Consider the following 24,053-nt stretch of genomic DNA (forward strand, 5'->3'; position numbering starts at 1 on the left):
CGGACCAATCATCGCCCATTCCTGATCCGTCAGATCGCCTCGTGCCATGCCTGCTCTCTCTGCCCGTTATCCCGCAGCCAGGAAGTGAATCAGATCTCAGGCAGATCGTATAGATCTTTTGTCAACGTGACCTGGGTCGTGGATAATAGGTAAATTATTCTATAAGTTAATTTATATTAATATATGTACTAAATAACTGTTATCTTTAATAACTACCCTAAATTTTATGTATTTTGTAAATCTATAATTATAAAAATTTAGAAATTAAAGAAGAATATTTTTTTCAGGTTTTTTCCTTTCTAATCCAAATTGATTTTTCAGTATGGTACGGTAATATTTTTGACGTATTATATGAGTATCGGAAAGAGCTAATCGATTGGCTAGAAGAGTGTGTATACACGTTATTTCTTCGAGATGATTTCGTCGATTGAGGGTATGAGTTGCTGATTCAGCGTGTCTACGGTGGATATTAAGAGGTTTTGCTATGTATATGACTTCTGCATTTTTCTGTGTCAGAAGTTCAATATAAACCCTCCAGTCTCCGGCAACACGAAGTGTCTTCAAGTCTTCCTGACAGGAATTAATGGCAGTTAACAAACGTTTTTTTTGAAAAATAGCGCTACTGACATTGAGTACAAGATTGCGCTCGAACAGACATCCTCTTACAAACCCTTCGCCCGTGAAATGACTGTTATTTTCCAGAAGGGACCCTGCACTTTCTGAGTAGTAGGGACGATAAGAGGAAGAAATTGGAGTGCCGTCTTCGTCTACAGAACGGCTGTCGGTGAATGCCATGACGATGGACGGATTATCTTTGATCGCGTACAGAATATTTTCAAGAAAATCTGGTTCACAGAAGTCATCTGCTTCGGCGATCCAGATCCAGTCGCCCTGTGCGAGTTTGAGAGCCTTGTGCCATTGCCGGAAGACTGATCCTGAAGCGATGGTATTTTCAATGCAGAGAATGTCCCTGTTCCAGTCTTTTGCAGTCTGACGCGCAACTTCAAGGCTGTTGTCGTGAGATGCGTCATCAAGGACGATAATTTCAAAAACCGGCACTGTCTGTGCAAAAATAGAAGACAACCGGCTGCTCATGTAACGGGCATAGTTGTGGGAAGGAATGACTACGGAGATTTTTGGTATCTCCGGCATGGCCAGACCGAGAATATCCTGAGCATAATGTTTGAAGCTGAATGCGTCCTGAGCAAAGCGCCCGATTTTTTGGCGCGCTTTTCCAGTTCTTTTCATGGACCAGATAGCAAGCTCTTTAGCGGCTTTGGCTAATGCAGATACATCCGCGAACGGAACAGTTCTGTTGCAGAAGTTTGTATTGTTGTCGAGTTTCTTGAGAAGATCCGGAATTCCTCCTGCGTTTTCGAATGCAACGCATGGAAGCCCTGAAGCCAATGCTTCGAGCACGACTGAAGGATAGGGGTCTTCGCGTGACGACAGAACAAAGACGTCTGCGGCGGCTAACCAGGCCGGAACATTGTCTATTCTGCCCGGCATGTGGAATGTTCCGCTGGAGCAGGCGTTTTCGAGTTCGACGTGAAGATTGTCTTTCAGGGACGGATCAATATCTCCCAGCCAGACACAGTGGATTGTGCCGCCCAGCTTGCGCCAGAGTTGGAGAAAAAGGTCGAACCCCTTACGTAAATCGGCATAGCCTGCCCCGATCACGATCGGATCTGTCCCGCCAAAGCCCATCTGCTTGCGGATCACCTGTCGTGTCTGCAATGAAAGTGGAGTGGCAGAATACAGGCCCTGTGGCAGAATTTTGAGGTTTTTTGCAGCTTCGAGGTCAAGTTTTCGGGCCACACTTCTGGCTGGGACGATGACGTTCCGTGCAAGGGCGCAGGCCTGTTTCATAGGGGCATCAAGGTGGCGGCTGCGAAGGAGGGTCGGCAGTTCATGAATCAGGAACAGGAAATGGATACCCACCCGTGCAAGGTGAGGCGCCATAGCCGAAGACGCCGCGCTGTTAAGAATGGCTGACTGAAATCCCTGTTTTTGAAGCATACTGAGACGGGATGCAGTTGTTTCAGATTCTGCGGAGAGAACTTCAGTCGGTGCAACGTTCCGGTAGTCGTTCAGAAGGGCGCCGTCGTCCAGAAGGAGGAACTGGATTTCAACTCCAAAGCAGTGTTTCAGGGTCCGACCTGTTTCCAGAAGCAACCGCTGTGCGCCGGCTGGAAATGCGTCATGGCCAATCAGCAGAAGTTTGGATCGCGACTGACTGCCACCAGAACCCGTGCAGGCGCGGGCCGTTGCGTTGAGGTAAGCGCTTCCGAAGTGCTGGTCCGGCTCCAGATAGGCTCCCTCGGCCCATTCGTTCCAGGCATTGATGCAGACCACCGGGTCTCCGAAGAAGGTGCGCGTCTGGGCCTGTTCGATCAGGCCGCCGAGCCAGCGTTCATAGAGTTCAGGTGTTGATCCATGCAGGACAAGACCTTTCCCCTGTCGACGCGCATCGTTGTCCCAGGACGGGGCCGCTGTCCGGATAAGTGGAAATGGCGTTTTAGGCTGAGACAGGGCTGTGTCTACGACTTCGCTGTAATCATAGACCTGACCACTGAATTCATTATCGAACAGCTTGAGTTCGTCATTCATCAGGTTGCAGCCTGAAACCACCTTGTGGGGCGGGAACTCGATAGCTCCGTCCAGGCCGAAAAGATCGGGATTTTCATCTCCAAACGCCTGTCCCATGACAAGAATCGGGTTCAGACCATGTCGTTTCCGGAACATCGTGCGCCATCTGACGATTGTGGCCGGAGCATCCGGGATCGTGCCGGGACGGTAGATCATGATGAGCGGTCGGCCGTCGCAGTGGATATAGCGCGGGTCTCTCAGATAGCGGGCAAAGCAGTCTATGAGCGCTTCGTCATCCTTGGGGCAGTAATCCTGCGCAATCAGCAGGTCGTCATCCGATCCGTCCCAGCGACGGCTCCAGTTCTCATTGGCCCACATCAGGCAGAATGGCAGGTCGATCTGCGGGTTGGCCAGGAGAATGTCCAGCGGCTGTTCAAGCAGACGTTGGCGGTTGAACCAGTAGAAATAGAAAATGAACCCTTCGATGCCAGCCGCATGGGCCATGGCGGCCTGCCGTTCGAGGATTTCTGGCGAGTTCAGGGTATAGTGGCCCAGATCCCGTGGAATGCGGGGCTGATAGTGATCCGCAAAACGCGGAACACCACGGGGCAGGTTGGCCCATTCCGTGAACCCATCGCCCCACCAGGCGTCGTTTTCCGGAATGGCGTGAAACTGCGGAAGATAATAGGCCAGAACCCGCGCGCGGCGGATGGCGCTTGCGGGAAGGGGGTGGGCCTTTTCAAAAAGAGGGCCTGGTCTGGTTCTGCGCCTGATTTCTCCAAAAACCGATACTTCAGTTTCCGGGCTGCAGGGGTGCACATCCGGTCGATCGCGATGCTCCAGATAATGCAGCAGCGGATTACTTTCCGGAGCATGCCGCAGGTGTTTTCGTCTGTAATATAGGGGGTCAAACCCGTCGAAAGGACGGCGTGCTTCACGAAACCCTTGGACCATGTAGTGTTCAAGCGCATCGAGCCCTGCTTTCGCGACGTCCGGATAGGAGCGCAGATAAAATTCGGGGTCGAATTCCGGGATCGGCCGAAGCGATGTGTTGTGGCGGTTCAGCAGATAATGGGCGAGGGCGAGCATCCCTTCCGGAATACGATAGGTCCGGGCGTACCATACCGGGTCGAACCATGCGATCGGGCGGCGTCCTTCCCGCTCACCCCGCAGGATGTAATGCAGCAATGGATCGCCAATGACGTCGCGGTTCTGGCTGAGATACCAGTGGGGATCGAAAAATGGATTGGGTTTGCGGCCTTCGCGCCAGCCATGCTGGTGATAATGGCGCAGAACCTCGGTTCCAAGCGTCTCAAGATCAGGATTGGTCTGCAGATAGTAGAATGCGTCAAAAAGCCCGGAATGCCCGAGGATCTGCAAAGGCGACGCATCGACCGGGAAAGACGATGATCGTGAAACTTCGGCAGGAGAATGTGAAAACGCATTCATCATGTATAACTTTTTTACTTTTTTTTAACTTTATTCAACCCGTTAATTGATCGTCAATCCAAAAGAAATTTGATCGCATGGCTCGGGGGTGTCATACCGTGGCGCCCAGCAAGGCAATGCGGCCTTCGGTCGTGACATCAGAGGCAGGTTAACGATGGACATCAGCGCGTTACCGATTATCGCGGATGGTCCGGTTCATGAGCATCGGACCGTGCGCCTTGAAGGCGGTCTCGATCTGGAATGCGGTGTGCATCTGGCGCCTCTGGAGGTCGCCTATTGTACGTATGGAACGCTTTCGCCGGCGCGCGACAACGCCATTCTGGTCTGTCATGCGTTAACAGGTGACCAGTACCTTGCGGAACAGCATCCCCTGACCGGCAAACCCGGCTGGTGGAACCGCATGGTGGGGCCAGGTCTTCCGATTGATACGGATCGGTATTTCGTTGTGTGCTCCAATGTTCTTGGGGGCTGCATGGGTACGACGGGGCCGCGATCGATCTGCGCAGAGACGGGGAAGGCATGGGACAGTGCATTCCCGCCGATCACCATGCACGACATCGTGGCCGCTCAGGCCAGGCTGATCGACCACTTGGGTATTGACCGTCTGTTTGCCGTTATTGGCGGGTCAATGGGCGGAATGCAGGCTCTGACCTGGGCTGCGGATTTTCCGGACCGGGTGTTTGCCGCCATGCCGATTGCGACTTCACCTTTTCACTCCGCCCAGAATATCGCGTTCAATGAAGTCAGCCGACAGGCCATTTTTGCCGATCCGGACTGGCATGACGGGCAGTACAGGGATTTCGACGCCATACCTGCCCGCGGGCTGGGGGTCGCGCGGATGATGGCGCATATCACCTATCTGTCGGAGGAGGCGCTCAGCCGGAAGTTCGGGCGGCGGATCCGGCATGATGCAGCCACAGCCGTACCTGCCTCCAGCAGTCCGTCCCTGTTTGGCGAGATGTTCGAGGTCGAGAGCTATCTGCGTCATCAGGGCTCGTCGTTTGTGCGACGCTTCGATGCCAATTCCTATCTGACCATCACGCGCGCGATGGACTATTTTGATCTGGCTGCCGAACATGACGGGGATCTGGCCAACCCCTTCCGGAAATCGCAGACGCGTTTCTGTGTCGTCTCCTTCAGTTCGGACTGGCTGTTCCCGACATCCCAGTCGCGTCTTCTGGTGCGGGCGTTGAACCGGGCGGGCGCGAACGTCTCTTTCGTCGAAATCGAGAGCGATCGCGGGCACGATGCCTTTCTGTTGGAAGAGCCGGATTTTGACCGGACGATCCGGGGCTTCATCAATGGCGCTGCCGAACATGCGGCCCTTCTGGCGGGAGAAGGCTGATGCGTGTTGACCAGCGTCTGATTGCCGAAATGATCGCGCCTCGCGCCCGCGTTCTCGATGTGGGAAGCGGAGACGGCACTCTGATCGACTATCTGTACCGGACGCGCTCGTGCGATGCCCGGGGGATCGAGATCGACATGCAGAACGTGACCCAATCTGTTGCGCACGGCCTGCCTGTCATGCACGGCGATGCGGATCACGATCTGGCGGATTATCCGGATGGCACGTTCGATTATGTGGTGCTGCAAAGAACCCTTCAGGCCGTCGAACGTCCGCGGGAAGTCCTGCGACAGATGCTCAGAATTGGCCGCTATGCCATTGTATCTTTTCCAAATTTCGGACATTGGCGACTGCGGCTTCAGCTCTTGACGACAGGGCGGATGCCAATGACTCCTGTCTGGAGCACGCCCTGGTATTCGACGCCGAACATTCACCCCTGCACAATCCGGGATTTCCTCGTGCTTTGTGAAGAGGAGGGATATGTCGTTCAGCAGTGGCTGGCGATTGACGAAGACGGGGCCCGTGCGCCCTGGCGTCGTTCGATCAGGCTTGCCAACCTGTTCGGAGAGCAGGCCATGTTCCTGCTCCGGCGTGCGGAGCCCTGACACGGGACCGTCGTTTGCAACCTTTCGCTGAGGGAGGGGTTTGAAGTCCCGGGCCTGATCAGGGTCTTTCACCATGAGAGCGGAGTTCAGGATCCATGAGCGAAATTCTTCAGGCCATCGCATCGCGTCGTGCGACCAAGCATTTTGATCCGGAATACCGGATTGCGGATGCCGATCTGACAGCGATTCTGGAGGCGGCCCGCCGTGCGCCGACAGCATTCAACATCCAGAACTATCGTTTTCTGGTTGTGCGGGACGCGGAACAGCGCCGCAGAATTCGCGCCGCCGCGTGGGATCAGCCGCAGGTCGAGGAGTGTTCCGCGCTGATCGTCATGTGCGCTGATATCAAGGCATGGGAGAAAGATCCCGCACGCTACTGGAAGGACGCACCGGAGGCCGTGCGCGATGGATATGCCGGGATGATCCGCTCTTATTATGAAGGGCGGGAACAGGTGCAGCGCGACGAAGGGTTCCGGTCCTGTGGTCTGGCCGCCTATGCACTCATGATGGCGGCATCAGCCTATGGTCTTCAGACATGCCCGATGGACGGGTTTGACTTTGATCGGGTCGGGGAGATCATCAACCTGCCGTCTGATCATGAAATTGTGATGTTTGTAGCGCTCGGACGTGAAGCATCTGCGCCAAGGCCCCGCGGCGGCATCTTGCCTCTTGATGCAGTGGTTCAATACGACAGCTTCGCCTGATGGCAAAACTCAAGAAATAGCAATGGTTTTTCACAGAATGGCGTTGCTGTATCCTTGCAATGGGACAAGTGCTGTCCTACATCCCAAGTGCACTTCAGGGGCATTTTCTGAAATGTGATGATGACTTCGTGATCCTGCTGGCTTTGCGAGCAAATCAGGCATGGAGTGATTTGCAATAAAAGCCTGCGGTCAGTCGGCCGGCGGGACGTATAGCGGTGCGGTTGACTGAGCATGACCTTGCCGTCTCATAGGGAGAGGTCAATGACCAGTTTCGCCGAACTCAAGCTTGCCGAGCCAATTCAGAAGGCTCTCGCAGAAGAGGGTTACACCACGCCCACGCCGATTCAGGCCGGGGCTATTCCCTACCTGCTGGAAGGCCGTGACCTTCTGGGGCTCGCGCAGACCGGCACTGGTAAAACCGCCGCATTCGCGCTCCCGATTCTGAACCATATCTTCTCCAACCGTCGGCCTGCACCGCCCAAGGGCGTCCGGGCTCTGGTTCTCGCGCCGACGCGTGAACTGGCGTCCCAGATTGGTGAAAGCTTTGCCGCTTATGCGCGGCACATGAAATTTTCCTACGCTGTCGTGTTCGGTGGCGTGGGGCAGGGACGGCAGATCGAGGCGACCCGCCGCGGTGTGGATGTTCTCGTCGCGGCACCTGGACGTCTGCTCGATCTGATCGGGCAGAAGTATATTGATCTCTCCAGTCTTGAAATCCTCGTGCTGGATGAAGCCGACCGAATGCTGGACATGGGCTTTGTGCGCGATATTCAGCGCATCATGGCCCTGCTGCCCAAGCAGCGCCAGACCCTGCTGTTTTCGGCAACCATGCCCCCCTCCATCAGCGATCTGGCGCATTCGCTTCTGAAGGATCCGGCAACCGTTCAGGTCACACCTGAATCAAGCACGGTCGATCGCATCAATCAGGCTGTGATGTTCGTTGACTCGAACAGCAAGAAAGATGCGGCTCTCATGCTGCTCGAAAGCCCGAGCGTCGCCCGGGCCGTGGTCTTTACGCTGATGAAGCACGAAGCCAACAAGGTCGCCGAATTCCTGAACAAGAATGGAATCCGTGCGGAGGCCATCCACGGCAACAAGTCCCAGGGTGCCCGCGAGCGTGCCATGGCAGGGTTCCGGAGCGGTGCGATCAAGGCGCTGGTTGCCACGGATATTGCTGCGCGTGGCATTGACGTGGACGAGGTCAGCCACGTCTTCAATTACGATCTGCCCAACGTTCCGGAATCTTACGTCCATCGTATTGGCCGTACGGCGCGTGCAGGCCGTGAAGGTTGCGCGGTTTCGCTGTGTGACGCCGAACAGCGCGCCTGGCTTAGGGATATTGAGAAGAAGATCGGCAAGCCCATTCCTGTCGTGACCGATCATCCCTTCCATTCTGAAGACGCCCGCCTGTCCACGCAGCGGCCGCCTGTTCTGGGTGGTGGTCGTGGCGGCGGCGGAGGTGGCGGACGTCGCCGTTCCGGTCCGCCCTCAGGTGGTGGGGGTCGTCCGGGCGGTGGTCGTGGCGGTGCTCCCGGTCGTGGTGGTCCGCGTTCCAGCCCTCGCTGATCCGTTTTTAACAATGTTTTCTGAAAAGCCCGCTTCTGCATAAATGCAGAAGCGGGCTTTTCTTTTTCAGAACTCGGGGAAGGAGGCTTACCGAATGTTTCGAAGAGTCACTCCCGGAGAGAGGAATCAGCCTTTTTTGTTCTGAAGGTGCAGAGCGAAGCCTTTGACGCCCGGTTCTTCGAGATCCGGCAGAAGTTGCATGGTGGGAATCTGATAATCGCCTTCGTTCTGCTGCCGGTAGGCGATAGGAGGCGTATCGTTTAGCGTTCTGATCCGTTCGCGAAGGTCATCTGCCATGACAGCGAATTTTGCTTCGTCGGTGCGATCAACACGATAGGCCACGAACGGCGGTAGCACCGTAAAGCCCGGATAGAATAGAATGCCGTGATGGATCGGGAATAGTAAATCCTCGATCGGACCGTTGATTCCGCGCGCCGAATAGTGCTCCTGCCAGCCGCCCGTCGTGACGATGAGCATGGCGCGCTTTCCGGCCATGACGCCTTCGCCATAACGGTCTCCCCAGCGACTGTCGCTGTGTTCGCCGACCCCGTATGCGAAGCCGCAGGCATACACGCGATCCACCCATCCCTTGAGAATTGCAGGCATTGCGAACCACCAGAGCGGGAACTGGAGGATCACGGTATCAGCCCAGAGCAGCTTTTCCTGCTCCGCTTTGACGTCGTCCGTGAGGGTATGGGCTGCAAATTCCCTGGATGATTCTGCCGCGACTTTCAGGCAGTCAGTTGGCTTGAGTCCAGGAAAATCGTCACGATCGACAGTGGCTTTCCAGTTCATGGCATAGAGGTCGGAAACCTGAACCTGATGTCCCTGAGCGTGTAGTTCACTGAGGGCTACATCAAGCAGGGCACCATTCAGCGATTGCCGCTCAGGATGGGCGAAGACAATCAGAACATTCATGAGTCTTTTCTCGCTCGATAGGGGAATTGAAACTCACTCAGAATAGGCGACCGGATATTGTTCCTCTATAGCTCTGGTATGAATAGGACTCTGCCATTTTATGGAACAATATGACGTCACACTCGACCGGATGAGGACCTTCGTACGCATTGCCGAACGGGGAAACCTGACAGCCGTTGCGCGGGAGTTCGGACATGGTCAGTCCACCATCACGCGGCATCTCCATGAACTGGAACAGGCGCTTGGTGTGTCGCTCTTCACCCGTACGACACGGCGTGTGGCACTGACCGATGAGGGCATGCGGTATTATGAGCACTGCCTGAAAATTCTATGCCTCGTGGAGCAGGCGAGCCAGGAAATGCGGGACACGCAACAGGCGACGGCCGGCACAATCCGGATATCCTGCACGGCCGCCTTGGGGGTTCTTCATATCAGCCAGTTGATCTTTGCTTTTCAGGACAGCCATCCCGGCATCCGTATTGAATTCAGCCTGACGGATGAGCGGATTGATTTGGTGCAGGAAGGTGTTGATATTGCTCTCCGCCTGGGTCCTTTGACGGATAGCGCGCTGAAGCTGCGCGCTCTGGGTGAAAGCCATCGTGTTCTGGTTGCTTCACCAGTCTGGCTGGCGGCTCATGGCAGACCTCAAGTACCAGCGGATCTGATTGATCTGGAGGGAATTCGCCTTTCACGGGTGCAAGGCTCCGACAGGCTGGTTCTTCTGGGGCCTGACGGCAGGCGCACAACCCTGCCGTTTCGCGGGCGCCTGACGGTGGATCACGGGCTTGCGGCGCGCGAAGTTTTTCTGGCTGGCCGAGGGTTTGGTCCTGCGCATCTCTGGCTTGTGGAAGATTGCCTTGCTGACGGCCGCCTTGAACGCGTCCTGCCGGACTATGAACTGACGTCCTCGCCACTCAGTATGTTGATTTCGCCGGAAAGGGCAGGCCTGACGCGTGTCAGGCTCTGCGTGGATTTTCTCGCTGAGAAGATCGCGGGAATTCCAGGGATCGTTCGATAATCTGACTGCGAAGCACCAGAGTAACAATGGCCATCGTATCGTCAGATCCCTGCGATAAAACCGGACGGCGTACCGTCGGCAGGATCCACGAACACCACGTCATCTGGCGCCCGTCGCGGCGTATCAATGGCAAGAAAAATAACTGGGTTGCTCAGAATGCGGGGTACGGCATGCACGGCCCGACGGGGGAACACCAGAAGATGGCCGGGTGCAAACGGGGCCTCTTCCTTGGGATCACCAATCCAGAACGTGCCTGTCCCGGAGAGAACATGGAGCACTTCATCGCACTGGGTATGATAATGCGGTGGTACATCCCGATAGATCCGGAAGACCCGGATACTGGCTTCCGGCTTGTCTGTCAGATAGGTGTCCAGCAGCATCGTGTCCGCCGTTTCAGGGAACGCAGCGGCAATTTCATTCAGATCGAAGCGACCTCCCGTCCGGTTCAGGGTCATCAGATGTTCTTCGTCATTCATGAGATCTGTTCTTTTCAAGCGCTTTGGCTGTTTTCGCCATGATCGTCTCCGTTCAGGCAGGAAAACTTTCGAGCACGATTTTTCCTTTGGCCCGACCGCTCTCGATCAGGGCGTGAGCCTCCCGTAGATTGGCGGCGGTGATGTGCCCGAGATTTTTGCCGAGTGTCGTCCGAAGACGACCTTCGTCTATAAGGCGCGACACGTCGTTCAGGAGTTTCCCTTGTGCGCTGATATCTGCCGTTCCGAACAGTGAGCGGGTGAACATCAGCTCCCAGTGCAGGGACAGGCTTTTGCGCTTGAGGGGTACAGCATTGAGTTCAGCCGGATCATCAATCAGGCCGAAATGTCCCTGAGGGGCCAGAAGTTCGACGATCTCTGCCAGATGCCGATCTGTCTGCGTCGTTGAAAAAACAAAACCGGGGGCACCCGTAGGAAGGGCAGCAACCTGCGCGGCCAGAGGCTTGCTGTGATCGATCACGTAATCTGCCCTGAGAGATGTGACCCAGTCCTGCGTTTCAGGCCGCGACGCCGTGGCAATGACCGTGATATCAGTCAAAACCTTGGCCAGCTGGATCGCCATGGAACTAACCCCGCCTGCGCCCCCGATGATCAGAATGGAGGACGTCGTTCCCGGGACAGACCGACGAATGTCCAGACGATCGAAAAGCATTTCCCAGGCCGTGATTGCGGTCAGCGGTAAGGCTGCGGCTTCGGCCCAGTTCAGAGAGCGGGGTTTGCGACCGACAATCCGTTCATCGACCAGATGAAACTCCGCGTTGGTCCCTGAGCGATCAATCGCCCCCGCATAAAAGACCTCATCGCCGACAGAAAAATCCGTGACGTCCGGTCCGGTGCCGACGACAACGCCTGCGGCATCCCAGCCCAGAATGCGCCACTGACCAGCATCCGGTGTTGCGCTGCTGCGGACCTTTGTATCAACCGGATTGACCGATACGGCTCTGATCTCCACCAGAAGATCCCGGCCCGAAGGAACAGGTTTCGGCAGATCGATGTCCTGAAGGGACGCCGGATTTTCGATGGGAAGCGGCGTCTGATAACCGATGGCCCGCATGATTGTCTGATCCTCTGTTGAATGAGGAGAAGAGTGAGCACTATGCTGTTTTCAGACAAGAACGCACTTTTAACGCCCATAGTGTCGGAAATGATACCGTTATGACTCGCATCCGCCATCAGTCGCTCGATTGCAGCCCCGGCTGCGCTGTTGAGGCAACGCTTCAGCTCATCGACGGGAAATGGAAAGGCGTGATCCTCTATCATCTGCTTCAGGGGACATTACGCTTCAACGCCATCCGCAAGCGCCTGCCCAATATCACCCAGAGAATGCTGACAACCCAGCTGCGCGAACTGGAGCGCGACGGGTTCGTGTTACGGACGGTTTACCCGGAAGTTCCGCCAAAGGTGGAATACAGCCTCACTCCACGCGGACGGACCCTCGAGCCCGTCATCATGGCTCTCAAGGCCTGGGGCGATGAGAATATGAAGTTCAGACAGGATATTGAAACATGCGCAGGTGAAAGTGGAATGCTTTCAACTGCCGTTCAGTCTTCTCCAGCGACCAAATCGCATTCATGAACATATAGCACGATGCGTATCGTGTCCGGGCGCCGTACGACGACGCATTTCTGAAGGCGGGACGAAATTCGACAAATCAAATAACTCTCTGAAAAATATGGGAATTTTTGATTTATCTGGCGGAGAGGGTGTCCGCCGATCTGGGGCGTCATGAAAGGGCGGATCAACGCAATAGCCCTTGTTTTTCATGACTTTACAGAAATCCATACAATCCTGAAGAAGCAGATAGACGCATTGAAACCCATCTCGTAAGGTGGGACGGAAGATGGGACTGAAAAGCCATGAGCAAGCGTCCGCCGAACCAGATGAATGCCCGTAAGGTCGCCTCCCTCAAAGACGGGGTTCACGGCGATGGCGGAAATCTATGGATTACCGTCCGGGGCGACACCCGGGCCTGGACCTTCCGCTACAAAAGCCCAAAGACCGGCAAAAGACGGGAGATGGGACTCGGTCCCGCCCGGGATATTTCTCTGGCCGATGCCCGGCTCCGGGCGACCGAGAACCGGCGCCTGCTTCTGGAGGGGATCGACCCCCTGGAAGAGAAAGCCCGGCAGAAGGGAGAAACCGTTCAGGAGCGCACCTTCGCGCAGGTTGCCGAGCAGTACATCACCGAGCAGGCTCCCGGCTGGAAAGACCCGCGTTCGGCGCCCATGTGGCGCAGTTCTCTGGAGCGGCATGTCTCTCCCATCCTCGGCCAGAAACCGATTGGCAGCGTCCAGACAGAGGACGTGCTCGCTGTCCTGCGACCAATCTGGGAGAGCACGACCGAAACCGCAACACGCCTGCGTGGACGGATGGAGCGTATTCTGGACTATGCGCAGAGCCATCACTGGCGTGAGGGTGAGAACCCGGCCCGCTGGCGGGGGCACCTGGCGAACATCCTCCCCAAACCCACGGCCGTCACCAAGGTGGTGCACCATGCTGCCTTGCCCTATCGCGACCTCCCGCCGGTCTACAGCCGGCTCGGCGCCGAGCATGGTGTAGGAGCTCTGGCCGCACGGTTCGTCTGCCTGACCGCCACCCGGTCTGGCGAGGTCCGCAAGGCCCTGTGGTCGGAGATCGATCTGAAGAAAAAGATCTGGACCATCCCGGCCGAGCGGATGAAGGCCGGGCGGGAGCATCGTGTGCCCCTGACGAACGGAGCGATGGCCCTGCTATATAAAGTCCAGACTCTGAGATCCAGTTCCGGTGAGGACAGTTTCGTGTTTCCCGGTGGCCGGGTCGGATCACCGCTAAGCGATGTCGCCGTCTCGAAGGCCCTCCATCAGGCCGCAGGCACGAAGGATGTGACGATCCATGGTTTGCGTTCCAGCTTCCGGGATTGGGCTGCCGAGGAAACCGACTTCCCGAGGGAGGTCGCCGAACTGGCTTTGGCCCATGCCATCGGTGACAAGGTCGAGGCGGCCTATCGCCGCGGGGATCTCTTCAACAGGCGTTTCGAGATGATGCACGCCTGGGAACGCTTCTGTGCCGGGCAATCCAGTGAGGCGGTCGCAAAGCCTCCGCGTCCCAATCCTGACAGCGCCCCGCTCTTCACCTGGAAAGACTCTGACATCGGGGATCCAGACGCCTGAACGGCCCGTCAGAAGCCCAATGACGCGTCACGGATTGCGTCGTACCGGTCCGCACAATCTCAGTGACGCGTCATCAATGCGCTATGTCGCCATTCCATGAGCAGCTCAAAAGCATGGCACTGCGCCATAAAATCGGGCTGCCAGATCGCCTAAGATGGCACGATACTGGGTTTTTGCCGCAAAGCAGCAAAAACCCTTTCAAAACAGTGCCTTAAAACCGTTTCATTTTCGTGCGCTGCCGTGGGCGTCCGCATCACGCTGTGACGCGTCATCCGGACCTGCACGCGCCCCCGTTCCGGGGTCGCGCCGCCCTTGGGGCGGCGGTGCAGAACTCAACCTCTCTTCCTCTCTCTCATGACGGAAAATGATCAGAGCGGTTCTGTCGTTTTTTTTTGGCTTCGCAAGGGAGGACCGGGCTGGTCCTCACCCCAGAGGGCTCACGCGGGGCGTGAGCTGGAATGGTCGCCGTGCGACCAGAGCTAGGGTTTTCTCTCTGGGGCTCTCTTCTCTTTGGAGCCTTTCGCAATGACCAGATCATTCACCGAACTCGACACGCTTTTTGACACCCACGCCGTCCTGGCAGGCGTCGTTCTTCCCACCCTGCGCGATGTGATCGCACAGCCTGGAGCGTTTACCAGCGACACGCGGCTTGAGGGTACGCTCATCGTTCTGGCGCAGACTGTCCGTTCCCTGAACCGAGAACTGACGGAGAACGCAGGAGACCGGACATGACGTCCTTCCTGTGCACGGACCTGGCTGTCCGCCTGATGGGTCTTGTCTCCTCCCGCGTTCGCCCGGACGCTCCGCTCCGGCCGACCGGGACAGCGGTCTGTCTTTACGATCTTGTTTTGTCCCGGACTGAGCCCGTGCCCGTGGCCGAACGCCTGGGGCTATGGTTTCCCTGTCAGGAGGCCGATCAGGACCCGGCACACAGACAGACCCTCTGCGACCAGATCCTGCAGCAGCCCATGCCGGATTTAACGGGTGCGGGAGAGGACGGACCAGGCAGTATCCTCTTTCCTCCTGCGCTTCTTCCGGATCTCGTTCTGCTCATGGGAGCACAGGAGACGGCGTGGCTCGGGCCCTGGTCGTCAGAGAAGCCGCAGGTCATGACTCTGGACGATCTCATGCACCGGCTTGCGCCAGAGCTGGCGGGAGCTGGGAACACGACCGAAGACTTCCTGGCCCGGTTTGCAGCGGAAGACTGCTCGGGCGTTCATCCAGCTTCGGACCTTGTCCGCATTCATGCCGCAGCCCGGCTAATCGGAGCAATCTGGACTGGCCAAGGCCCCGAGGCTGGCTTCCAGTAACGCCTGACACCGACAGGCCCGACAGCGTCGGCCTGTCCCTTCATTTCATCTTCTCAAAAATCTGGATGCTTCATGCTTCTTACAAAAACCCCGGTCGCTGCTGCGACCGCGCGCCGTCACGCGCGCTCTTTCTTCGAGCCCACGGATGACGATCTCGATCTGTATCGCGACATCAGCTTCAAACTGAAGGCACAACCACCCTCAAGCCTGTTCCGCTACCTCCAGCCGGCGGGACGGCACCTGATGCAACTCGGTGATGAAGAACCCGGCGTCTGGGCCGGTCTCCTGCGCAGGGTCGGGTAGCGCTGGCCCGGTCTGCCCAGCCGTGGCCGCGTTGCTTCTGACGGAACCCTGCTGAATTCAGCACTCGAGCGCATTGCTTACGAAGCCGTCAAACCTGTCGTTCCGCGGGGTGTTGCGCTGGATCTGGAAATTGCCCTCGACCCGTTGCAGCAGCCGCGGTTTTATTCCGATTTCGCCATCCGTTACGGCTCGCGTGTGATCCATATCGAGATCGTGGGCGCCTGCGGTGCAGACCGGGTGACACGCAATGACTGGGAAGCGCATCTGCTGGCCCAGTTTGACCGAAGGCTGGAGGTCTACCGGCAGAAGTGCCTTACGCCCGAGATCTGGTATCTCAACGATCTGCTTGAGCCAGCGCAGTTACAGAAGCGTTTCCTTGCCCTGGTAGCGCAGTTGCGCTCGGGAGGCGGGTCATGACCCAAGGTCCGATCCGGCTGCCGCGCTGGCCCATCACGCGCCTGAAACTGCTCGACATGACGCCGGATCAGAAAGGAGCGCCCTATGCGGGCGCTCCCGTCACGCTGCTGCAGAGGGATGGCTTTGTCGAAGGACGCAGCCTGCTCTGGCTCGGCGCCCCCCGGCGTTCCTCGGGTCATCTGGAAGAAAGCCCCGATGAGCATGGTCAGCCAGCCTTGACCATCAGCGATCCCCTGTTCCGGGCCGTGATGCCGGTGGATGCCGCGCGACCCTTTGTTCTGGCGGGATTTCACATGTCGTTCCTGCGCCGCGTGCTGGGTGGACCGCAGGATCGGCCACCGTATGATCTCTGCCTGTACCGGCTCGCACGACAGCGGGCGTCCTGGTTGCGGCCGTGCGGGTTGCAGGAATCCGTCCTCGAACTGCGGACAGACCTGATGACAGAACTGACGCGGGACAGTCCTTTCCTGCGTCTGCACTGCGCAGCCGCGCTGCTTGAAACACTTCTTGAGTGGGAGCCGCTGAACCGGCTGCTGGTGCTGTCAGGCAATGTCGTCTCTCCACCGCCTGGCGAGGAGGAACCCTTCGGTCAGGCCGCAGAGTGGGCCTGTCTTCCTCAAGGCCCCGCCATGCTGGAAGAGTAAGTCATCAACCTACATTTCCATTCTAGCAGAGAGCTGTTTTCAATATTCCATTGGATCGGACGAGGCCTTCCGGTCTTCCCCGGCCTGAATCATCCCCTCTGCTTTCGACAGCAGAGGGGACTTTGCTTCTGTAACCTCAGAACAACCCGCTGCCGGTTTTGACGGCGGAGGCATTCATGGTGTGGTGCCAGACGACATCGCCGTTGAAGATCACGGTCAGGGTCTTTTCCGTACCATGAGTGCCCTGATGCAGATCGCCATAGAGCGGAATGAAGTTGGCAGCGTCAGACGAGGCGTTGGTGAACGCATAGCGCCACTGTTCATGGCCGCTGTCGGTGAACGTGCTCTCGCGCGGGTCTCCGAACAGGGCCCGGATCTGCTCTTTGGTGGTCACGCCATCATGGATCTTCTGATCAATGGAGGCGCTGGTCTCGTTTTTGAGGGTTTCGTTGCCTTCCGAGGCACAGCCTGTCAGGGCGACCAGCCCCGTGAGAGACAACGTGACGGCAAGGGTTCTGAGAAGGCGTACAGACATGAGGGACCCTTTGCTGTTTTTGCAAAACAGTCGATGACGGGAGAATTGGAAAAAGGCGGACGACCCGCCAAAAAACGAACGGACCGTCTAGTCCAGCCCGCGAAGCCTGCGACGGTCTTCAGCGGCTTTCAGTTTCCGGAGAAACGGTTCTCGGGGAGCCGTCCAACAGCTCATGCCCACAACGAATGCAAAGAGCGGATGCCAGGGCAGAGCCAGCGCGATGCCGCACAAAAGACAGGCGCCCGCTCCGAACCACGAGACATATCTCAGCAGAAGCCGCGTCTCCTCTTCCTCGGCACCATACTCTTCGAGATAGGCAGCCAAACGGGCCGCGCGTTTTGCTTCGGTCGCCTCGCTGTACAGACCGTCTGTTGAAGACGTCATGAGCGCTTATCTCCCCCAGTGGGCGTGGAAGACGACCCGAACGACCAGCGCCGTGCCCAGCATCAGCGCCGCAGGGGACAGAACGTCGCGGGCCTTCAGCCAGGCGAACAGCCTGACCGACGATCCGAGCGCCAGCACCAGCAGGAGAAGAACGATCAGCACAAGAAGGAGAGAAACGACCATCTCAGACGCCCCCTGACAGGCAAGAACAGGGGGCAGACCAGAAGACACAACGGGACAGAGACATCATCGCCAGCTCCTTGCAGTTCCTGTGCGGTAGGACGGCCCTGCCACCCGGCGAACTCAACAAGCCTGATGATCTACGATTCTCCGTGCATCGTCAATACGGATATACGCCCGTTTGTAGAAACAGGTTCTCGTATACTGTAGGCGCTTCAGGGATGAGGTACGCCGCCGATCCAGACCACTTCACCGAGCAGTTTAAAGCAGTCCAGGCGATCAGCCTCAACGTCCTGAGGCGGGTAGCGATGATTGTCAGTAATCACCCGAACTCCGCCACCGAGTTTGGGGTCAAGGCGACGGATCAGGATGGCGCCAGCACTCTCCAGCGCATAGAGCGCGCTGCCCGTCACGGTCGTGACGCTCCGGTCTACGATGACCAGATCGCCCGAGGACAGGGTCGGCTCCATCGCATCCCCTGCATTGCTGATGAGGCAGAGGGACGTGAGGTCCCGGGGAATGACGCTCTGTAACCAGTCGCGACCAATCCGCAGGCCGTCTTCATGAGGATCATACCAGGGCACGACGATCTGACGGGTCGAGGTGGTCTGGACCGCTGTCGCGCCAGAGGGTGAGCCGCCAGCCGTGCCAAAGGCGATCCAATCCAGGGACACGCCGCAGACCCGGGCCAGGGAGGCAAGGGCGGAGAACTTCATCTCCCCGCCATTCATGTAGTCCCTCAGGGTCGTATACGGCACACCAGCCGCCTTGGCGGCATGGGTGATGCCAATACTCTGGGCCGCTTCGCGGAGGCGCTCGCCGCGCTCGCGCATCAGGCGGATCTGGTCGTCCATGAGTTTACGCTTTCGCCTGGAATGTCGGGGCACGCAGAGGGTCCTCATTCGGAAATGAGGTATCAATACGATATTCCGCTTGATATGAAAGTCGAAAAACCGCATCTCTTGGCATCGAAATGTTGCGTGGCCCGTGACTCGTCATCGTCAGATCCTCGCATGAAACCGACATTTTTGTCCAAGGGATTGTCATGCCTGAAGATCCACTGTTGCCACCACCCCGTCCAGCTGGCCTCGAGGACCTGCATGCCGGCCTGCATGACGTGCTGCGTCTGATCGAGATCGAGCATGCGCTGCTCAAAGGTCGGCTGGAGAGCCTTCGCGCGGATACGGAAGGCGCGCGCCTGCTGGAGGGCGTGATGGTGCTCGGGGCCGTGCTGCAACAGCGGATGGGCGGTCTCCTCCAGCTCTGCCGCGAGGTCGGGAAGCTGTGACGAAGCGGTCCGTCGGACACAGCGCGTCCTGAACCTGCCGTTTGCTTCGCCGAAGCCCCCATTGTTCCCTTCCATACGGTCATCATCTCTTATGTCAGAACACTCAGACCCCTCTTCTGAGCACATCGTGCTGGACGGACACGGCCTTGCGCGTGCCCTTCCTTTTGGGTCCTACCCGTTGACGGATGTGCAGAAGAAGATCCGGAAAGTCTTTTTCAACACGCCGTTGGGATACAGTCGTCTGCGACGGCCGTTCATGGAGCGGTTCAAGAAAGACTGCTCCTCAGGTCCTGTTGATGCGATCCTGTTCGGACTGAGGGTGCGGTTTTACCCTCAGGACAACCAGACGGACGCAAAGTCGGCGGTGTGTGGCACGTACTACAATCATCGGGAGCTGAAATGGCTGCGTCGCCATCTACCGAAAGGCGGGACGTTTGTGGATGTGGGCGCGAATATGGGGTTCTTCTCCCTGTATGCCGCCCAGAGAGAAGCCCGTGTCATCGCCGTTGAGCCGAACCCGGTGCTGTTCGAGCGGCTGGCGACCAATATGAGGCTGAACGGGATGCGCGCGGATCTCTTCCGTGTGGCCGTGGGCGATCAGGAGGGCTCTGGCCAACTCGTGCAGCTGAACGGTGATTTTGGCGGCGGTCGGATTGGTGCGGGACACGGCGCTGCGGTGCGCATCCGTCCGCTTCTGGACATTCTGCAGGCCTGCGATGTGACGGCCGTGCATGTTCTGAAAATCGACATCGAGGGCTACGAAGACCGGGCGCTGCTGCCGTTTTTCCGCGAGGCGCCTGCGACGTTGTGGCCTGATCATCTCATCATGGAAGACACCGAGCATGGACGGTGGGCCCAGGACGTTTTTCCGGTGCTGCGGCGCTGTGGGTATGAACGGCGCGCCCGCAGTCGGGGGAATATCCTGCTCTCAAGGTTCTGAGGGACGCTGGTGAGGAGAAGTTTGTCAGCTTTGGGGGGGACAGCAGAATGTCGGTTGTTGGGAAGCGATTACCGAAAGCAGCCATTCCCTGCGCTCATGTTCATGACGGCTGCCGACCAGAATCGGCCGTTTAGATCAGGCACCCAGCATGTCTTCTTCTGACATAACCTACCAAAAGCCGTGTAATGATCCGATCCCGAGGCGGAGAAATTTGGCGAGCGCGAGCAAGATCTACTGCACTCGCGTCTTGGCAACCATCAGACGACAAGCAAGCTCGCGCTCTCCCCACCGGGTCGAAAAAGCGTCGGAAACCTCAAAACAGCTCCCGTCGCTGCCTGCACCGTGATGGACGCCCATACAGGAACATTGGCACTCATGGCCCTTGGCGTTCTGGCAGGAGGGTGAGCAGATTTCCTGCTCACGATACGGCTGGATCACATAAAGGCGGCCATATTTCTGCAGCGCGCGATTCACGAAATCATCGAACCAGGCTTTCGGGATTTCCCAGAACTTGTGCGATGCGATCCAGCTTGGTGTAGTGCGGCGCGCGTTTTGCAGCCATTGCCATCGAACGACAACCGCACCCGCAGGAGCTCGCCTTTCCCCGTGCGCCGCAAAATGACGGGGATCTCGTCTTGCTTCCAAATAGCTTGGATCGACTGTTCCATGAAAAACCAACATTAGCAGGTTCGTCTCCGACCCTAACAGCTAGAAATTCACGATGATCGAAGGCACTGGAACATAGCAAAAACAACGATCCTCCGATACACTTTTCCCGTAACGATCGTCACCGTTGTGGGAGACCTAGCCTATGCCGGCGGGCACATACCGCGCTTTTAGGTTGCCGGCTCGCTATTCGATCGAGGGCCGAATTCACAAGAACGCGATTAAGCAGCTTGACCGGGCGGCGATTCATGAAGAATTCGCTGTCGGATCCAAGGCCATCAAGCGCTCCTCCTATACAGTCCTCCATCCAGATGAGGGCGCGTCGATCCTTATAGCGGACCGCCGTCTCACGGTTACGGACGAGCAGGTCGATGTCTTTCGCTGCCGTAACTGGGATGCGTTCGTCGGCGGATCCACCGAACTTGAAGGCGAATGGCTGACGCCTGCGCCCGCACGCTTTGATCTACTATCTCCCAGCCAAGCCAGCGAGGCGCGCGATGCGGTGCTGAACGGTTGGCGCGGCGCATTCGAGTTTCGCGAGGAAAGGCGTGACGGCGATCGTGTGATCGAGACTGGGCTCCGCCCTCCTCAGATTGGAGCGCTATTCGGCGTGCTCTCCCACTGGAAGACGAGCAATCTGCCCGCAACCGTGGTCATGCCGACCGGCACCGGAAAGACGGAAACGATGCTTGCGTTGTTGGCGCGGGAGAGACTGTCGCGGCTACTGGTGATCGTGCCCACCGGCGCACTGCGTGATCAGATTGGTGACAAGTTCGTCTCGATGGGACTTCTTAAGCAGCTGGGAGCGTTGAGGGCGGACGCGCCCTTACCGATCGTCGGACTGCTGGAGCACAAACCCAAGACCACCGAAGAGGTAGACGCCATCTTTATGGGCTGCAACGTGGTGGTCACGACGATGGCGGTCGCTGGTCAGAGCACCGAGCCGGTCCAGCGCCGCATGGCCGAGCTATGCTCGCATCTGTTCATCGACGAAGCGCATCACATCTCGGCCCGAACATGGGAGGCGTTTCGTGGACACTTCGCTGGTCGTCCAGTGGTCCAATTCACGGCCACGCCATTTCGCAATGACGGCAAGCATGTGGATGGAAAGGTCGTCTTTAACTATCCGCTTCGGAAGGCGCAGGCCGAAGGTTATTTCAAGGAAATCCGCTTCGCGCCGGTTGACGAACTGGACCAGGTCGAGGCCGACCAAGCTATTGCTATAGCCGCCGTCGCGCAACTCGCTTCGGATGCCGCTGCTGGTTTCAATCACCTCGTCATGGCGCGCTGTTCGGACGTCAAACGTGCTGAACAGGTACACGCCTATTACGCAGCGCTCGCGCCTGAGCATGCGCCGCTGCTGCTCCACAATGGAATTCCTGCAGGCGAGGCCCGAGATGGTTTAGCCCGCCTCCGCCGCGGGGATGCACGCATCGTAGTATGTGTGGACATGCTGGGGGAGGGCTTCGACCTTCCAGAGCTGAAGATTGCCGCCATCCATGATCCGCACAAGAGCCTCGCAATTACGTTGCAGTTCACGGGGCGGTTTACCCGCTTTCGCTCCGATCTCGGTGAAGCCACGATGATCGCCAATATCGCCGACCCTGGCGTCGGCGAGGCTCTACAGGACCTGTATGCGGAGGATGCGGATTGGAACGTCCTCCTCCGAGACCTTAGCGAGGGCGCCAACACTAGGCAGGCTCGTCGATCGGACTTCATCGACGCGTTCCAAGATGCTCCCGACGTCGTTTCGCTGCGCAATATCTTTCCAAAGATGAGTGCGGTCGTGTTTCGGACAGGCACGCGACGGTGGCGGCCCGATCGTGCGATCGCCGCGATGGGTTCGACGGAAATCTATGCTGGTCCGACTGTGAACGAACGCAACAAGGTGCTGCTATTCATCACGCGCGAACATGACGCCGTGTCTTGGGGCGATGTCCGGAATATCCGAAACACCGAGTGGCACCTTTATCTCGTTCATTGGCACGAAGAACAGGGCCTCCTCTACATTAACAGTTCAAACAACAGCAGCATGCACGAAGATTTGGCCAAGGCCGTGGCCGGCGATGATGCAGCCATATTAAAGGGCGAACTTGTATTTCGTTCGCTTCATAACGTGAATCGGCTGGTCCTGACGAATCTTGGTCTCAGCGATGTGATCAACGACCGGCTGAGGTTCAGCCTGCATGTGGGACCGGACATCACTGATGCATTGCCAGAGGCAATGCGCACTAACAAGCGAAAGTCCAACCTCTTCGCCCATGGTTACGAGGACGGCGTGCGAGTAACGGTTGGCTGCTCGCAGAAGGGCCGAGTGTGGTCGATGATGACCGCCGAGGACCTCGCATCCTGGGTTGAATGGTGCCACGCGGTCGGTGCCAAGCTCCGCGATAATACGATCTCGACCCGCGATGTCTTCACCAACGTGATCCTGCCGGTTGAAATCAATGAGCGTCCCGCCCTCATTCCGCTTCTGATCGATTGGCCGGAGGAATTCCTGAAGCGTGCCGAAGACGCGATCACGATCACAATCGATGGAGAATCCGTGCTGTTCTTTGATGTGGAACTGCAAGTTTTGGATTTTACGACCGACACGCCAATCCGCTTTCGCGTCGTCACTCCCAACAAGATCGCCGACTATATTGTTCGATTCGCGCCGGATGGCCTCTCCTACGAACCACTGGGCGCTTTTGCGGCCAACATCACGATTGGGCGCACCACAAGATCGCTTGGGGACTGGTTCCGCAGAGAACCGCCTGCGATACGCTTCGACAATGGCGGCTACCTTGAGGGAACTGAGCTGTTCGTGCCTCCGATCGGGGCCGCGCGAAAGCCGTTCGACCGCGATCGGATCGTCGAATGGGATTGGGCGGGTGTCGATCTCGCGAAGGAATCTCAACGCGTCGAGAAGCGACCAGACTCAATACAGCGGCGCGTCCTTGATCGCCTTCTCGCCGCTACCACAGAGGATGAATTCCCTATCATTTTTGATGACGATGATGCTGGCGAAGCCGCCGATATTGTCTGTATTGGGGTTTGCGATGGCAGGCTGGTAATCCATCTTTACCACTGCAAGTTCGCAGGATCTCCCAGCGCGGGGGCACGTGTCGACGATCTTTATGCGGTGTGCGGCCAAGCGCAACGTAGCACGCACTGGCGTAGCGCAGTGCCGGAACTCTTCAAGCATCTTCGTCGCCGCGAGGACGGCCGCCGGGCAAAGCTCGCGGCTGCCGCGATTAATCACGTTTCGCGATTCGAGCGCGGTGATCTTCGCGGCTTGCGCGATCTCGGCAAGCAGGCGAAGCTTCTACTTCCTGAATTCAAGGTCTTCATCGTCCAGCCGGGATTGTCCAAGAAGGCTTTGGTAAACCGACAGCTTGATCTACTCGGGGCGACGGAACTCTACCTTATGGACACTGCAGCGATTCCACTAGGTGTTATAGCGAGCGAGTAATTTCCGCTCACCGCATGCTCCTGCGTTGCATGGGTGTCACACGCTACGTTCTCCAAGCCGCGCTTCAGGTTTGCCGGCCGCGCTTGGTAACGCTA

The 24,053-nt window shown here is 57.6% G+C and carries 25 protein-coding genes; 16 read left to right on the forward strand and 9 right to left on the reverse strand.

Annotation, left to right across the window (positions count from 1 at the left end; translation table 11 throughout):
- Window positions 1-264: 264 nt before the first annotated feature.
- Window positions 265-3,678 (reverse strand): glycoside hydrolase family 99-like domain-containing protein, encoded by a 3,414-nt coding sequence (locus tag HK22_RS11495; RefSeq protein WP_233142593.1) that lies wholly within the window; start codon window positions 3,676-3,678, stop codon window positions 265-267.
- A 90-nt stretch (window positions 3,679-3,768) separates the two neighbouring features.
- Between HK22_RS11495 and HK22_RS15330 the strand changes: the two genes are divergently transcribed.
- From HK22_RS15330 to HK22_RS11515, 5 genes are all read left to right on the forward strand, one after another.
- Window positions 3,769-3,999: a hypothetical protein gene (locus HK22_RS15330; protein WP_233142596.1), complete on the forward strand. Its 231-nt coding sequence runs from the start codon at window positions 3,769-3,771 to the stop codon at window positions 3,997-3,999.
- Between the two features lie 193 nt (window positions 4,000-4,192).
- Window positions 4,193-5,383: a homoserine O-acetyltransferase gene (locus HK22_RS11500; RefSeq protein WP_062027199.1), complete on the forward strand. Its 1,191-nt coding sequence runs from the start codon at window positions 4,193-4,195 to the stop codon at window positions 5,381-5,383.
- Window positions 5,383-5,988: a methionine biosynthesis protein MetW gene (gene metW / locus HK22_RS11505; RefSeq protein WP_062109755.1), complete on the forward strand. Its 606-nt coding sequence runs from the start codon at window positions 5,383-5,385 to the stop codon at window positions 5,986-5,988. Before HK22_RS11500 ends, metW begins: the two co-directional genes overlap by 1 nt.
- A gap of 95 nt (window positions 5,989-6,083) precedes the next feature.
- Window positions 6,084-6,692, forward strand: a complete 609-nt coding sequence (locus HK22_RS11510) for a nitroreductase family protein (RefSeq protein ID WP_086649362.1) — start codon at window positions 6,084-6,086, stop codon at window positions 6,690-6,692.
- A gap of 261 nt (window positions 6,693-6,953) precedes the next feature.
- Complete coding sequence (locus tag HK22_RS11515; RefSeq protein ID WP_086649363.1) at window positions 6,954-8,258, forward strand: DEAD/DEAH box helicase; 1,305 nt, start codon at window positions 6,954-6,956, stop codon at window positions 8,256-8,258.
- A gap of 126 nt (window positions 8,259-8,384) precedes the next feature.
- Here the strand turns inward: HK22_RS11515 and HK22_RS11520 are convergent, their stop codons facing one another.
- Complete coding sequence (locus tag HK22_RS11520) at window positions 8,385-9,176, reverse strand: NAD(P)H-dependent oxidoreductase (RefSeq protein ID WP_086649364.1); 792 nt, start codon at window positions 9,174-9,176, stop codon at window positions 8,385-8,387.
- 100 nt (window positions 9,177-9,276) lie between these two features.
- Here HK22_RS11520 and HK22_RS11525 point away from each other — a divergent pair, with 100 nt between their 5' ends.
- Window positions 9,277-10,194: a LysR family transcriptional regulator gene (locus HK22_RS11525; protein ID WP_086649365.1), complete on the forward strand. Its 918-nt coding sequence runs from the start codon at window positions 9,277-9,279 to the stop codon at window positions 10,192-10,194.
- Between the two features lie 41 nt (window positions 10,195-10,235).
- On the opposite strand, the gene HK22_RS11530 is transcribed toward HK22_RS11525, so the two are convergent.
- Both HK22_RS11530 and HK22_RS11535 read right to left on the reverse strand, forming a co-directional pair.
- A complete protein-coding gene (locus HK22_RS11530; protein ID WP_086649366.1) occupies window positions 10,236-10,670 on the reverse strand; it encodes a cupin domain-containing protein in 435 nt (144 codons plus the stop codon).
- Window positions 10,671-10,722: 52 nt separating this feature from the next.
- Complete coding sequence (locus HK22_RS11535; protein WP_086649367.1) at window positions 10,723-11,742, reverse strand: zinc-binding alcohol dehydrogenase family protein; 1,020 nt, start codon at window positions 11,740-11,742, stop codon at window positions 10,723-10,725.
- A gap of 101 nt (window positions 11,743-11,843) precedes the next feature.
- Between HK22_RS11535 and HK22_RS11540 the strand changes: the two genes are divergently transcribed.
- From HK22_RS11540 to HK22_RS11565, 7 genes are all read left to right on the forward strand, one after another.
- Complete coding sequence (locus HK22_RS11540; protein ID WP_167369400.1) at window positions 11,844-12,263, forward strand: helix-turn-helix domain-containing protein; 420 nt, start codon at window positions 11,844-11,846, stop codon at window positions 12,261-12,263.
- A 281-nt stretch (window positions 12,264-12,544) separates the two neighbouring features.
- A complete protein-coding gene (locus HK22_RS11545; RefSeq protein WP_086649369.1) occupies window positions 12,545-13,837 on the forward strand; it encodes a phage integrase central domain-containing protein in 1,293 nt (430 codons plus the stop codon).
- 525 nt (window positions 13,838-14,362) lie between these two features.
- The gene (locus tag HK22_RS11550; RefSeq protein WP_061509724.1) at window positions 14,363-14,569 is read left to right on the forward strand and encodes a hypothetical protein; all 207 of its coding nucleotides are present in this window, start codon (window positions 14,363-14,365) and stop codon (window positions 14,567-14,569) included.
- Window positions 14,566-15,147 (forward strand): hypothetical protein, encoded by a 582-nt coding sequence (locus tag HK22_RS11555; protein WP_086649370.1) that lies wholly within the window; start codon window positions 14,566-14,568, stop codon window positions 15,145-15,147. The genes HK22_RS11550 and HK22_RS11555 overlap by 4 nt, the downstream gene beginning before the upstream one ends.
- A 72-nt stretch (window positions 15,148-15,219) precedes the next feature.
- On the forward strand, window positions 15,220-15,450 hold the full coding sequence (locus HK22_RS15335) for a hypothetical protein (protein ID WP_233142598.1): 231 nt from the start codon (window positions 15,220-15,222) through the stop codon (window positions 15,448-15,450).
- Between the two features lie 144 nt (window positions 15,451-15,594).
- On the forward strand, window positions 15,595-15,867 hold the full coding sequence (locus tag HK22_RS15340) for a hypothetical protein (RefSeq protein ID WP_233142600.1): 273 nt from the start codon (window positions 15,595-15,597) through the stop codon (window positions 15,865-15,867).
- The gene (locus HK22_RS11565) at window positions 15,864-16,511 is read left to right on the forward strand and encodes a hypothetical protein (protein WP_086649371.1); all 648 of its coding nucleotides are present in this window, start codon (window positions 15,864-15,866) and stop codon (window positions 16,509-16,511) included. Before HK22_RS15340 ends, HK22_RS11565 begins: the two co-directional genes overlap by 4 nt.
- 136 nt (window positions 16,512-16,647) lie before the next feature.
- Here the strand turns inward: HK22_RS11565 and HK22_RS11570 are convergent, their stop codons facing one another.
- From HK22_RS11570 to HK22_RS11585, 4 genes are all read right to left on the reverse strand, one after another.
- On the reverse strand, window positions 16,648-17,046 hold the full coding sequence (locus HK22_RS11570; RefSeq protein ID WP_086649372.1) for an outer membrane protein assembly factor BamE: 399 nt from the start codon (window positions 17,044-17,046) through the stop codon (window positions 16,648-16,650).
- An 87-nt stretch (window positions 17,047-17,133) separates the two neighbouring features.
- On the reverse strand, window positions 17,134-17,430 hold the full coding sequence (locus HK22_RS11575; protein ID WP_086649373.1) for a hypothetical protein: 297 nt from the start codon (window positions 17,428-17,430) through the stop codon (window positions 17,134-17,136).
- 6 nt (window positions 17,431-17,436) lie between these two features.
- Window positions 17,437-17,613, reverse strand: coding sequence for a hypothetical protein (locus HK22_RS11580; RefSeq protein ID WP_233142602.1), 177 nt, complete (start codon window positions 17,611-17,613; stop codon window positions 17,437-17,439).
- 212 nt (window positions 17,614-17,825) lie between these two features.
- Window positions 17,826-18,464 carry a LexA family transcriptional regulator gene (locus HK22_RS11585; RefSeq protein WP_086649375.1) on the reverse strand — a complete coding sequence of 213 codons (639 nt, stop codon included), beginning with the start codon at window positions 18,462-18,464 and terminating at the stop codon, window positions 17,826-17,828.
- Between the two features lie 191 nt (window positions 18,465-18,655).
- Between HK22_RS11585 and HK22_RS11595 the strand changes: the two genes are divergently transcribed.
- Together HK22_RS11595 and HK22_RS11600 are read left to right on the forward strand one after the other, a co-directional pair.
- Window positions 18,656-18,898 (forward strand): hypothetical protein, encoded by a 243-nt coding sequence (locus HK22_RS11595; protein ID WP_007284186.1) that lies wholly within the window; start codon window positions 18,656-18,658, stop codon window positions 18,896-18,898.
- A gap of 91 nt (window positions 18,899-18,989) precedes the next feature.
- Window positions 18,990-19,838 carry an FkbM family methyltransferase gene (locus HK22_RS11600; protein ID WP_086649377.1) on the forward strand — a complete coding sequence of 283 codons (849 nt, stop codon included), beginning with the start codon at window positions 18,990-18,992 and terminating at the stop codon, window positions 19,836-19,838.
- A gap of 231 nt (window positions 19,839-20,069) precedes the next feature.
- On the opposite strand, the gene HK22_RS11605 is transcribed toward HK22_RS11600, so the two are convergent.
- Window positions 20,070-20,519 carry a hypothetical protein gene (locus HK22_RS11605; protein WP_198945547.1) on the reverse strand — a complete coding sequence of 150 codons (450 nt, stop codon included), beginning with the start codon at window positions 20,517-20,519 and terminating at the stop codon, window positions 20,070-20,072.
- A gap of 130 nt (window positions 20,520-20,649) precedes the next feature.
- On the opposite strand from HK22_RS11605, the gene HK22_RS11610 reads away from it, so the two are divergent.
- A complete protein-coding gene (locus tag HK22_RS11610) occupies window positions 20,650-23,958 on the forward strand; it encodes a DEAD/DEAH box helicase (protein ID WP_086649378.1) in 3,309 nt (1,102 codons plus the stop codon).
- Window positions 23,959-24,053: the final 95 nt, after the last annotated feature.

The sequence above is a fragment of the Gluconobacter sp. DsW_056 genome (assembly GCF_002153595.1).
Taxonomy (GTDB): Bacteria; Pseudomonadota; Alphaproteobacteria; order Acetobacterales; family Acetobacteraceae; genus Gluconobacter; species Gluconobacter albidus.